14 protein-coding genes are annotated in these 12,260 nt (G+C 41.6%); 13 read left to right on the top strand and 1 reads right to left on the bottom strand.

Features of this window, described 5'->3' with window-relative positions:
- Positions 1 to 64: 64 nt before the first annotated feature.
- From EJP82_RS14305 to EJP82_RS14290, 4 genes are all read left to right on the top strand, one after another.
- A complete protein-coding gene (locus EJP82_RS14305) occupies positions 65 to 385 on the top strand; it encodes a metal-sensitive transcriptional regulator (protein ID WP_127192747.1) in 321 nt (106 codons plus the stop codon).
- Between the two features lie 368 nt (positions 386 to 753).
- Positions 754 to 951 (top strand): copper ion binding protein, encoded by a 198-nt coding sequence (locus EJP82_RS14300; RefSeq protein ID WP_127192746.1) that lies wholly within the window; start codon positions 754 to 756, stop codon positions 949 to 951.
- A 20-nt stretch (positions 952 to 971) separates the two neighbouring features.
- Entirely contained in the window at positions 972 to 3,404 is a 2,433-nt protein-coding gene (locus EJP82_RS14295; protein ID WP_127192745.1) for a heavy metal translocating P-type ATPase, read from the top strand.
- Positions 3,405 to 3,428: 24 nt separating this feature from the next.
- Positions 3,429 to 4,055 (top strand): NAD(P)/FAD-dependent oxidoreductase, encoded by a 627-nt coding sequence (locus EJP82_RS14290; protein WP_127192744.1) that lies wholly within the window; start codon positions 3,429 to 3,431, stop codon positions 4,053 to 4,055.
- Between the two features lie 411 nt (positions 4,056 to 4,466).
- On the opposite strand, the gene EJP82_RS14285 is transcribed toward EJP82_RS14290, so the two are convergent.
- Positions 4,467 to 5,051 (bottom strand): LysE family transporter, encoded by a 585-nt coding sequence (locus EJP82_RS14285; protein WP_127192743.1) that lies wholly within the window; start codon positions 5,049 to 5,051, stop codon positions 4,467 to 4,469.
- Positions 5,052 to 5,165: 114 nt separating this feature from the next.
- Here EJP82_RS14285 and EJP82_RS14280 point away from each other — a divergent pair, with 114 nt between their 5' ends.
- The 9 genes from EJP82_RS14280 to EJP82_RS14240 all read left to right on the top strand — a co-directional run bounded on the left by EJP82_RS14280 (position 5,166) and on the right by EJP82_RS14240 (position 12,260).
- Positions 5,166 to 5,720: a helix-turn-helix domain-containing protein gene (locus EJP82_RS14280; protein WP_127192742.1), complete on the top strand. Its 555-nt coding sequence runs from the start codon at positions 5,166 to 5,168 to the stop codon at positions 5,718 to 5,720.
- Positions 5,721 to 5,784: 64 nt separating this feature from the next.
- Positions 5,785 to 6,804, top strand: coding sequence for a phosphotransferase (locus EJP82_RS14275; protein ID WP_127192741.1), 1,020 nt, complete (start codon positions 5,785 to 5,787; stop codon positions 6,802 to 6,804).
- An 80-nt stretch (positions 6,805 to 6,884) separates the two neighbouring features.
- Complete coding sequence (locus tag EJP82_RS14270; RefSeq protein WP_127192740.1) at positions 6,885 to 7,253, top strand: MmcQ/YjbR family DNA-binding protein; 369 nt, start codon at positions 6,885 to 6,887, stop codon at positions 7,251 to 7,253.
- A 261-nt stretch (positions 7,254 to 7,514) separates the two neighbouring features.
- Positions 7,515 to 8,069, top strand: a complete 555-nt coding sequence (locus tag EJP82_RS14265; protein ID WP_127192739.1) for a biotin transporter BioY — start codon at positions 7,515 to 7,517, stop codon at positions 8,067 to 8,069.
- Between the two features lie 31 nt (positions 8,070 to 8,100).
- Complete coding sequence (locus tag EJP82_RS14260; protein WP_127192738.1) at positions 8,101 to 9,582, top strand: AMP-binding protein; 1,482 nt, start codon at positions 8,101 to 8,103, stop codon at positions 9,580 to 9,582.
- On the top strand, positions 9,579 to 10,730 hold the full coding sequence (locus EJP82_RS14255) for a thiolase family protein (RefSeq protein WP_127192737.1): 1,152 nt from the start codon (positions 9,579 to 9,581) through the stop codon (positions 10,728 to 10,730). The genes EJP82_RS14260 and EJP82_RS14255 overlap by 4 nt, the downstream gene beginning before the upstream one ends.
- Positions 10,727 to 11,107 carry an FAS1-like dehydratase domain-containing protein gene (locus tag EJP82_RS14250; RefSeq protein WP_127192736.1) on the top strand — a complete coding sequence of 127 codons (381 nt, stop codon included), beginning with the start codon at positions 10,727 to 10,729 and terminating at the stop codon, positions 11,105 to 11,107. The genes EJP82_RS14255 and EJP82_RS14250 overlap by 4 nt, the downstream gene beginning before the upstream one ends.
- On the top strand, positions 11,104 to 11,445 hold the full coding sequence (locus tag EJP82_RS14245) for a MaoC family dehydratase (protein ID WP_127192735.1): 342 nt from the start codon (positions 11,104 to 11,106) through the stop codon (positions 11,443 to 11,445). Before EJP82_RS14250 ends, EJP82_RS14245 begins: the two co-directional genes overlap by 4 nt.
- On the top strand, positions 11,445 to 12,260 hold the full coding sequence (locus EJP82_RS14240; RefSeq protein WP_127192734.1) for an SDR family NAD(P)-dependent oxidoreductase: 816 nt from the start codon (positions 11,445 to 11,447) through the stop codon (positions 12,258 to 12,260). The genes EJP82_RS14245 and EJP82_RS14240 overlap by 1 nt, the downstream gene beginning before the upstream one ends.

The following is a 12,260-nucleotide window of genomic DNA, read 5'->3' as shown; positions in this document are numbered from 1 at the left end:
TATACTTTGTATAGCATAGGGGGCTATAGTATAATCTATATATGACGGAAGGAGTTGTTGTTGCATGGAAGATTTAACCGGGGAGCACGGATCATGTAACTCTGATATACGTAAAAGTCATCATTCTGAAACTACCAAGAACAATTTAATCAGCCGGCTCAACAGAATTGAAGGACAAGTTAGAGGGCTAAAGGGATTAATTGAGAAAGACACTTATTGTGATGATGTGCTTAATCAAATCTCTTCCGTTCAATCAGCCTTGAACGGTGTAGGAAAACTCCTGTTAGAGAATCATATGAAGAGTTGTGTCATCGAACGTATTCAGGATGGCGAGAACGAAGTTATTGATGAGTTACTTGTGACCATAAAAAAATTAATAAAATAATGCAGCACATCAAAGGGTTCGGAAGAATCCTTTTTTTGTTTGATTCAAATATAATTCATGCTGATTTTGCTTCCGAATCAAGGTTCGAGCACGGTATCGCTTTTTCTCTGCACATGATAAGTGAGCTCATTTTGGGGTATACAAATATAATGGGCTTGATGAAAGTAAGGACGTACTTTTGCTATTAAAACTTGACATAATATAGGGTAGGGGGGTATACTAAATTTACGGTAGAGATGAGAAACGGTGAACGTCCTCGTTGACACTAAAGTATATGTGGCTTACTTACCCACTTGTTCACGCTGTATCTTATCTTAATCAGAAAGGTCTTTATAAAATAAAATCTCAAGTTAAAGGAGAAATGGTCCATGCAAAATGTAGTGCTAAGTGTAAAAGGAATGTCTTGCGGACACTGCGTCAACTCAATCGAAGGTGCTTTAACAATACTTGGAGTTAAGAATAGAGTAGATCTCAAGAATAACACTGTTACTGTAGAATTCGACGAAAACAAGCTAACTATAGATAGAATCAAGGGAGCTATTGAAGAACAGGGATACGAAGTCTAAAAAAACGAGGTGTTTATAGAATGGCAACTACTGAAACGGGACAATCACAAACTTCACTACAGATCACAGGGATGACTTGTGCTGCTTGTGCAAGTCGTATTGAAAAAGGCTTGAACAAACTAGAAGGTGTAACAGACGCCAACGTTAACTTTGCGATGGAAAGAGCCACAGTAACGTATGACCCAAGTAAAGTTGATGTTAGTAAGATGGAAGCGAGTATTCAGAAACTGGGTTATAGTACGGCAAAAGAAACTGTAGATTTGCAACTGGAAGGTATGACCTGTGCAGCCTGCGCAACGAGAATCGAGAAGACGTTAAACAAAATACCTGGTGTGAACACAGCTAACGTTAACTTTGCGATGGAAGTCGCACGTGTCGAATTTAATCCAGTTGAAGTATCGGTGTCCGATATGCAGAAGCGGGTGGAGAAGCTCGGATACAAAGCCGTTCCTAAGCAAGAACAAGGTGATCCATCACAACAACGTGAGAAAGAACTTTCCAGACAAAAGCGTAAACTTCTGGTCTCCGCGATTCTTTCATTGCCGTTATTGTGGGCGATGGTGAGCCACTTTTCGTTCACTTCATGGGTATGGTTACCGGAGCTCTTTATGAATCCATGGTTCCAATTAATATTGGCAACACCGGTTCAATTCTATATCGGAAGACAGTTTTACGTCGGTGCATATAAAGCGCTACGTAACGGCAGTGCCAACATGGATGTTCTGGTTTCACTAGGAACCTCAGCGGCCTACTTTTACAGCCTGTACCTGACCATTGTTTGGGCCATTGAAGGCGGTAACGCACATCACGGACCAGAAATGTATTATGAAACGAGTGCTGTACTGATTACCCTGGTTCTAATGGGGAAATTGTTCGAATCCCTGGCAAAAGGCCGGACATCAGAAGCTATTAAGTCCTTGATGGGTCTCCAAGCTAAGACAGCTTTGGTTGTTCGTGAGGGCCAAGAACTAAGTATTCCTGTAGAAGATGTTGTTGCAGGCGATATTGTTATTGTTCGTCCAGGTAATAAAGTACCTGTGGATGGCGAAGTTCTGGAAGGCACATCGTCGATCGATGAATCTATGCTGACAGGCGAAAGTCTCCCTGTTGAAAAGAAAGCTGGAGATACCGTTATTGGAGCAACGATTAATAAAAACGGGATGCTACGGATTAAAGCAACAAAAGTGGGTAAAGAAACAGCTCTCGCGCAGATCATTAAAGTGGTTGAAGAAGCACAGGGTTCCAAAGCTCCTATTCAACGGGTAGCCGACGTCATCTCTGGAATCTTTGTACCTATTGTTGTTGGGATCGCTGTAGTTGCATTCTTAGTATGGTTTTTCATCGTAACACCGGGTGACTTTGCAGGCGCTTTGGAGAAAGCAATCGCAGTTCTAGTTATCGCTTGTCCTTGTGCGCTCGGTCTAGCTACACCAACCTCTATTATGGCTGGTTCCGGCCGTGCAGCCGAACTAGGAATTCTGTTCAAGGGCGGGGAACATTTAGAGCAAACACATAAGATTGACACCATCATTTTGGATAAAACAGGTACAGTAACAAAAGGCAAACCCGAACTTACCGATGTTTTGACCCATGGAAACGAAACAGAATTTCTTAGACTTGTGGGTGCAGCAGAGAAAAACTCTGAACATCCACTCGCAGAAGCCATTGTTGCTGGCATTCTGGAAAGAAATATTGACCTACCAGGGACAGAATCCTTTGAAGCCATTCCGGGTTATGGGATCAAAGCGATTGTAGAAGGTAAAGAGTTGTTAATTGGCACAAGACGTCTCATGGATAAGTATGGTGTAGATGCAAAACATGCATATACCATAATGTCTACTTTAGAAGAATCCGGAAAAACAGCGATGCTTGTCGCCGTAGATAAAGAGTACATGGGTATGGTAGCTGTCGCAGACACTATTAAAGAAACCTCACAGGCTGCGGTCAGCCGGTTGAAGGAAATGGGTATAAAGGTCATCATGATCACCGGAGATAATGAACGGACGGCCAAGGCGATCGCGTCTCAGGTTGGCATTGATCATGTACTTGCTGAAGTTCTTCCAGAAGGCAAAGCGGAAGAAGTGAAAAAATTACAAGCCCAAGGCAAGAAAGTTGCCATGGTCGGTGATGGGATCAACGATGCTCCAGCCCTTGCTACAGCAGATATTGGGATGGCAATCGGCACGGGTACGGACGTTGCTATGGAAGCTGCGGATGTAACTTTGATGCGTGGCGATCTATCCAGCATCCCGGACGCCATCTTTATGAGTCGTAAAACGATGACTAATATTAAGCAAAATCTCTTCTGGGCACTTGGTTACAACACACTTGGTATTCCAATTGCTGCGCTTGGTTTCTTGGCTCCGTGGGTAGCAGGTGCAGCTATGGCGCTTAGCTCGGTTTCCGTTGTTCTTAATGCACTTCGTTTACAACGTGTGAAGATTCGTAACTAATCATCTACTGAGAGGGGAGTAGTTATGGGAGAAATAACGAAAATTGCAGTAGCCCCTCCAATCCAGGTGGGAGGAAGTCTATTTACGCCAGAACAGTTTGCTACAATCGGAGCTGCCCTAGGTACGAATGTGAAAATAGAAATGACACCTTTTAAACAGCTTTATTTGGAAGTTCACCTTGATCAACAAGAGTTGATTACAGCACAGCTCGAGCGTTCAGGCCTTGAAGTATATCCGGCGGGTTTTGTGACCAAAAGCTTAATCGCTTGTAATTTTTGCAAGGGGGCTGAGGAAGCAGGTCTGGAGGTAGCACAGCGATTAAATCAGTCCATAGCAGGCATTGAAACACCAATGCCACTTAAGATTGGTTATGCTGGTTGTGCACTTGGGACGAGTGAACCTTTGTTGAAAGACATTAGCGTTGTCAAAATGCGAAATACCTATGAGGTTTTTGTTGGTGGTGAACCCAAAGGCCTTAAGACTTCAATCGCTCAATCTCTTGTATCTGGCTTAACCGAAGACCAACTCGTTCCCGTTGTGACAACATTGATTAATTACTATAAGGCCAATGCCAAAGGTAAAGAAAAATTCAAGAAATTCATTGATCGAGTTACGTTAGAACAGCTGCAACAGCATGTTGCGGGTTTGTGAATACTGAACTGATAAACTAATTTTATTCTTCCCATAGAAAAGGATTGATCTTATATTTAATAAGATCAATCCTTTTTTGAATAACCAAAATAAGTAAGATACAATGGGCTCAAAGGCAAAATTAGCGCTTGGCCAACAATTGAATGTGATTGCGAATCGCTGTAACGGAACTCAGAGATGTTATTTGCGGTTTATTCCACTATTCTGGATTGTAACGGAACCAGCAGACGTTATTTCATCATTATTCATGCATTAGGGCTCATTTGGAAGGAATAAGGTCTTTCAGTTCCGTTAGAATTTGTTGTGACCCTCAAAACTTAAATTAAGGGCTGCTAGTTCCCTTAGAATGATGTTTGAATCCGTCAAACACTGATTATGGGTTAAGCCCTAAAATGTTACTGCCTTTTTTCTTTACTTGAAAAGAATTGAAATAGCGCTATATACCAATAACACCGCCATAATAATATTAAACTGTTGTCGGAACTGCGATAAGATCTTTTGAAAACTCGAACCAAATAGACTCCAACTATATGTACTCATTAAACCGACAATTCCCAAGAAGAGTGAGAAGACAAGGTAGCTAAAATATGAAGTGTAATAGGGAAGAATAAAGGTTGCTACTACTGTAATGCCAAAAAGAATACCCTTCGGATTAACAAATTGCAACAACGTACCTATTAAGAAAAAGTTTTTATTACCTTCCTCGTTGCTGTCTTCATTATGTTTACTAGTAAGTATTTTTAGAGCCAGATATAACATATAACCTACGCCAAAAATGGTCAAAGGAAATTCAATCATTGGCATTAGATTCTTAAGCAAAAGATTAAAAATAACACATAATAATGTGATAACAAAAAATCCGACACCGACTCCTAAACAGAATGTGGTTGTTCTTTTTAATCCATATTTGTTCGCAAACGCCATCGCCATGATATTGTTTGGACCTGGAGTAAAGCTGGTAACAAAAACAAATAACAAAAATGAAAATAATGGCACTATCGGACCTCCTAATCGTGTTGTATGTTATAATGACTGAAATAGACAGTATAACGTAATGCTATATATTGTACATAAAGGTCGCTATATTGTAAATGAGGTAGGAGTGATTTTATGGAAGAAATTCAACGTATTCTCGCTAAAAATTTAAAGGCAATTAGAGAGAAGGAAAAACTAAGTTTAGAGAAGGTCTCTGAATTAAGTGGAGTTAGTAAGACTATGATAGGGCAAATTGAAAGAGGCGAGTCTAGCCCAACTCTTACGACGATTTGGAAAATAGCTAATGGATTAAAGACTTCCTTTACGTCCCTAATAAATAATCCGCAACCTGATATTAAAGTTATTTTAAGAGATGAGATCCAAGTATTGTCTGAAGACAGTGGAAGGTGTAGAGTGTATCCCTCGTTTCCGTTCCATGAGGATAGACGTTTTGAAATTTACTCTGTTGAAATCGAAAAAGAGGGGGTATTAAGCTCTGATTCTCATAGAGAAGGCACCGAGGAATTTATTACTGTTTTTGAAGGAGAAGTAACTATCCATTTGAATGAATGTGAATATACCATAAAAAAAGGTGACTCCATCAGATTTAAGGCAGACAGACCTCACACTTATTATAATACTGGGGAAACCTTAACTCGTTTAAGTATGACAATATATTACCCAGCCTAACTGAGCTAAAAATTAAATCATTAATTAGTCTGTTGATTTGAATAACCTAAAGGGGAAACCAAAAATGAGCGATGTACAGTATAATTTACAATTCGAAAAACTGTGTAATACTCTAGAACTAGGTGAGATAATTGGTGTACCTGAAGAGATTTCGGGGGGACTCTTAAACCGAATGTACGCAGTTGAAACCACGCTGGGGAAATATGCGATTAAAGCATTGAACCCTCAGATTATGCTTAGACCTGAGGCAATGCAGAACTATATCAATGCAGAACGAATCGCTAATATTGCAGCGAAGAAAATCAATGCACTTCCTGCAATTCATGTTAATGGTACATCCATTCATGAAATAGAAGGTCAGTTCTATCTAGTGTTTCATTGGGTAGAGGGTAGAAGTCTGAAACTTCAAGAGATCAATATATATCACTGTGAAAAGATCGGTGCAATTCTTGCGGAAATACATAGATCTGATTATTCTAAATTAGAATTGGTTCATGATTTTTCAGATGATGTTCAGCTAACAGCTTGGAGATCCTACCTGCAAAAAGGACAGGAAAATGACTCGGAGTGGGTTAAACACCTATTTGAAATCATTGATGATCTTGACAATTGGACTGTGCAAGCAAATCAATCGGCTAGGCTCCTTGCAGCAGATAGTATTATAAGTCATCGAGATCTAGATCCCAAAAATGTTATGTGGCATAACGATAACCCCATGATTATTGATTGGGAAGCAGCTGGATTTATGAATGCAATGGTTGAAATGATCGAGACAGCAATGTACTGGTCTAAAAATGCAGAAGGAAATATGGACAAAGAGAAATTCATGGCATTTATAAGAGGATATAAAAGTATATATGGAACACTTCATGCAGATTGGAAAGTTATCTTTGATAATGGTTTCATAGGGAAATTAGGATGGCTAGAATATAACTTAAAGCGTTCATTATGGATTGAGTGTACAGATGAAGCCGAACAGCAGTTGGGAACAGCACAAGTGATAGGAACGATATACGAACTCAGAGGTTATGCAGATATGATTCCTGAATTAGAAGAATGGATAATACAATCTTCAAGGGCATGATTATTCAGCCGTGAACAGTGAGCCTCCAATTCAATTGTCGGATGACAAAAATTTATAATTTCTAGAGGAGAAGGGCCAATTTGAAGAATAGTATCATAGATTACTGTTTAAAGAAGAACGGAGCAACTAAAGAGTATCCCTTTGGAGACAATCCAATGGTGATCAAAATTGCGGGTAAAATGTTTGCACTTATTTTTGAGGATGAAGGGGATCATTTTCACTTGAACCTTAAATGTGACCCCGTGATTGCGGCAAACTTGAGAGAGCAACTTGAGGCAGTTCGACCTGGGTTCCACATGAACAAGAAGCACTGGAATACAGTTATGATCGATGGTTCCTTGTCTGAGTCGGAAGTCTATGACATGATTGACCACTCTTACGATTTGGTTGTCAACAATCTACCTAAGAGATTAAGAGAATCTATAGCGGAAATGAACCCTAAAGATTAAGAAAAGCTCATTGCTAGAGGAACAGATTCCTCAACCTAATAGGTTAAAACCCACTAGAAACGGCCGTGATTATCACGGTTTTTTTGTTGTGATGCGATCAATTGTATGCTCGTTTACCGTTGTCTTGTTTTATTGTTAACCACCAAATAAAATACAGGTTTACAATAAACAAATATCAAGTTATCATATTAGCTAATACATAGACGTCGACTCTTGTAGGGATTAAATATTACAGTATTATAAACAATGGAGGTCAACAAGATGAAGACAAAAGATATGGTGTTTGCTGCGCTATTTGCTGCATTTTTAGGGGTATTAGGTATGATTCCACCGATTCCACTAGGATTTATTCCAGTACCCATTACCGTACAAACACTAGGTGTTATGTTGGCGGGATGCTTTTTAGGAAAGAAGACGGGTACGCTTAGCATAATTTTATTTATTGTAATAGTCGCTTTAGGTTTACCGTTATTATCTGGAGGACGTGGAGGTCTTGCTGTATTAGTATCACCGACTGCTGGATACTTACTAAGCTGGCCAGTGGCCGCTTTTTGCATCGGATATATGACAGAAAAGGTTTGGTCTAGGTTAAAAACATGGAAAGTTATTGCCATTAATGTGGTTTTTGGTGTGCTACTTATTAGCTTAATCGGTGCTCCAGTCATGGCTCTCATAACACATACATCTGTGTGGGCCGGACTTGTGGGTGCTATCGCATTTTTACCTGGAGATTGTATCAAAGCCATTATCGCTGCCGTGATTGCAGTACAATTAAAAGGCATCAGCCCAATTGAGGAAAAAGTGCATAACTCATAGTAAATGAAATTTTGAATAGGTGTGATAAGCAATGAATCTAGTAGAACCTTTACTACGGTATGCAATGCAACAGCCTGACAAAGTTGCCTTATCCGACGGCCAAGTGTGCAATACTTATTCGTCATTGGTAATGAAGATGAAAAAGATAGCACAAGGATTACAACAAAATGGACTCATCCATGACAAGGTAGTTATCTTATCGACGAACCGTATCGAATTCGTGGAGGTTTTTCTGGGAGCCATCTATGCAGGATGCGTTCCCATTCCTTTGGATCCAAAATGGAGTGCAACAGAAATCAACGCTATTTTACAGCAGTGTCAGCCGAGAATGATTTTTACAGAGAATACATTTACAGAGTTTCTAATTAATCAGGATAGTGGAATCTCACTTTTCACCTTTTCTGATGAAGAAATAGGTTCCTATGACAACTGGCTAGATACTTTAAAACCAGAAGCTGAAATAGATGACACCAATGAATTATTATTTATTGGTTTTACTTCAGGAACAACGGGTATGCCAAAAGGGTATATGCGCACACATTTATCGTGGATCAAAAGCTTTGAGGCGACGAGGGAAGCCTTCCAACTGAACAACATGGAGCATATTTTAGCCCCAGGTCCATTGGTTCACTCTTTATCATTATTTACCTTAATGCAGAGCCTTTACAGTGGTGCGACCTTTCATATAGTTAATCAATTTAATGCATCAAAGGTATTGCAGCTGTGCGAGCAGATCCCAGCTGCTGTTTTGTTTGTCGTACCAACCATGATTGAAGCGTTGATGAAGAAGGCCATCCCTGATCAGACGCAAATTCAAGCATTGATTAGCTCGGGCGGGAAGTGGTCTGAGGCATCGAAGAATAGATGCCAGGAGGTATTTGGCGGGGCAAAGTTATATGAATATTACGGTTCATCTGAAGCGAGCTATATCAGTTATTTAGATATTCGTTCCGAAGACAAGGCGAATTCAGTAGGCAAGCCCTTTCCTGGTGTACAAATATCGATTCGTGATGAATATTTTCAGGAGGTACCCACTGGCCGTATAGGACAGCTATACATTCGTAGTGATATGATGTTCAAAGGCTATTATCAACTACCTGAAGAAACAGCAGCTGTTTTTCGAGATGGATGGCTCATGCTTGGAGACTATGCCTCTATGGATCATGATGGATTTTTGTATATGGCCGGTCGAGCTAAAAATAGAATGGTATCAGGTGGCCTGAATATTTTCCCCGAGGAAGTAGAGGCGGTGCTAGAACAGATTCCGGAAATTCACGAAGTGATGGTATTTGGAATGCCAGATACATACTGGGGTGAACAGGTAACGGCACTCGTGAAGTGGAACGGTAAGCAGCGCTTATCTATAGAAGAAATAAAGAATTACTGTCGCCAGTATTTAGCTAGTTACAAAGCCCCGAAGCAGCTTATCACGGTGGATGAGTTCATCTATACAAGTAGTGGTAAATTGGCACGTCAGGCAATGAAAGACTACACGAAAAGAGTGATCCTATGACAGAGGCTGTCATTGTCATGGCTAAACGTACGCCAATTGGGAAGATGGGTGGCCTATTAAGCGTTCTTGAGCCGGAGGCATTATTAGCAGTTCTTATTCAGGATATCGTAGCAAATACGAAATTACCAAAAGACTTGATTGATGATGTCATCATAGGCAATGTCATTGGTCCAGGTGGTAATATTGCACGGGTTGCTGCGCTGGAAGCAGGGCTACCTGTCACAGTGGCAGGTGTTACGATCGATCGGCAGTGCGGTTCGGGCCTAGAAGCTATCAATATAGCAGCACGACTCATTCAAAGTGGCGCAGGTGAGGTGTATTTAGCAGGTGGTGTTGAAAGTACAAGTCGTGCACCATGGAAAATGGCCAAGCCACTGACGCTAATGGGTGTACCGCAGCTTTACACGCGCGCTCCCTTCACTCCGAGCTCCTATGGTGATCCCGATATGGGCATTGCGGCGGAGAATGTTGCCAAACTATATACGATTTCAAGGGAAGAACAAGATATATATGCTTTAAGGAGCCATCAAAAAGCGCTTGAATCCCAGCAAACGGGCCGATTTCAGCAAGAAATTGTTCCTGTTCAAGTGAATGGTGAGTGGGTTACCGTCGATGAATGTCCAAGAGCTAATACTAGCTTGGAAAAGCTGCAACAACTGTCACCAATCTTTCTGGAAGAGGGTACCGTAACTGCTGGCAATGCGTGTCCTATTAACGATGGGGCGGCTCTTGTTCTCATCATGACCCTTGAGAAATGCCGGGCACTCCAACTAAAACCTATTTTACGTGTGGTGGATGCTCAGGTTGCAGGTGTAGATCCGCATTATTTAGGCATGGGTCCCGTTCCAGCTGTTCACAAGGTTCTAAGACGTCAGCTTCTGACGATTGCAGATCTAGATATAGTAGAGTTTAATGAAGCCTTTGCTTCGCAAGTATTAGCCTCATTAAGAGAGCTGCAGATTTCAGAGGAAAAGGTCAATCTTGGAGGTGGTGCACTTGCTATTGGCCATCCTTATGGTGCCTCAGGAGCCATCTTAATGACGAGATTATGTTCAGAGATGCTACATAAACCTTATAAGAGAGGTCTTGCAACACTAGGTATTGGCGGAGGAATAGGTCTCGCCACCTTAGTGGAGGCCATCGAATGAATAGGGTCAGGCATCAGCTCTATATCACAGCCGAATGGATTTCGCACTATGCGCAAAGTATCGAAGCGCCAATCCAGACAATCAATGGACATCTGATTGCACCTGCAACTATGCCCATTATTTTTTGGCAGGAATTCGATATTCCATGGCTGGTCAAAATTGAACCCTTGATTCACGGTTCGCAGCATTTTTCCTATGAGACACCGATTATAGCGGGTATGACTTTGGACTGTGAATTAACTTTAACGAGCGTGGAGAAAAAAACAGGCAGACAAGGAGGGCTAACATTGTATACTCATAGCCTTGTTTGTATGTATGATGGTGATCTCATTGTCACAGCGGAAACCGTATTAATCTCTGTAGGTGATGGTGTATGAATAAAAGAATTACAGCTGCGGCGATCCGGCAATACGCCGATGTCTCTAAAGACACGGCTGCTATTCATCTGAACGCTGAAGCCGCAGCCAAGGTCGGCTACAAGCAACCTATCGCGCATGGCATGTATATCATGGGGCTAGCACAATCCATGTATTTAAACGAGCATCCATCACAATGGATCTCATCTTATAGCATGAAATTCCAAAAGGCACTATTAGTAGATTCGATTGCGATCTTTGACTTTGAAGTCTGTGACAGCACGATTCAAGTGACCATTACAGTAGAATCTGGCGAGGTGATCGCTTTGGGAGATTTTTCAGTGAAAGAGAGGCAGTGATGAATAAAGTAGCCGTAATTACAGGAGCGACTAGGGGAATAGGTCGCAGCATTGCCATACAGCTTGGGCAAGTCGGTTATCAGGTGATTGTTAACGGCATGAATCAAACGCTAATCGACGAAGTTGTGCGGGAGATTCAGCGAACTGGTGGTGAGGCAAACGGGTACGTTGCCAATGTGGCAGATCCGTCAGAGGTCACGGCGATGGTGGATGTTATAATAGCAAAGTATGGATGTATTGATGTATTCATTCATTCCGCCGGAAATTTGCATGACCATAAAATGATGAACATGTCGGATGATGCGTGGCAATCTGTACTAGACGTGCATTTAAATAGCGCCTTCTACTGTATTCAGCGGATATTACCCCATATGCACAATGGTGGGGACATTCTATTGATGACTTCGACTGCCGGATTGACCGGTTCCGTTGGGCAAGTGAATTACAGCGCAGCCAAAGCCGGAATACTCGGTATCGTGTGGACGCTAGCAGCCGAGCTACAGCACAATCAGATAAGAGTGAATGCCATTGCCCCTGCCGCTTTAACGGATATGACCAGACCTATCATCGAGCATGTGAAAGAAAAGTACGCCAACCGCAATGAGCCGTTCCCCGAGTTCTGGAAAGTGGGTAGTCCCGACGATGTCGCTAGATTCGTGGCCTTGCTGCTGGAACAGTCGGATCCGGATTTAACAGGTGAAATATTTGGTGTAAACGGTACGAAGGTGACAAAGTGGCAAAAGCCTACACCCGCCTTTTCCGCAAATAGCGTCGAGGAATTTTTTGGGACATGGCAGCACCAGAAGGGAAGATGA

The sequence above is a fragment of the Paenibacillus anaericanus genome (assembly GCF_003994475.1).
Classification (GTDB): domain Bacteria; phylum Bacillota; class Bacilli; order Paenibacillales; family Paenibacillaceae; genus Fontibacillus; species Fontibacillus anaericanus.
This window is presented reverse-complemented; position numbering and strand designations above follow the sequence as displayed.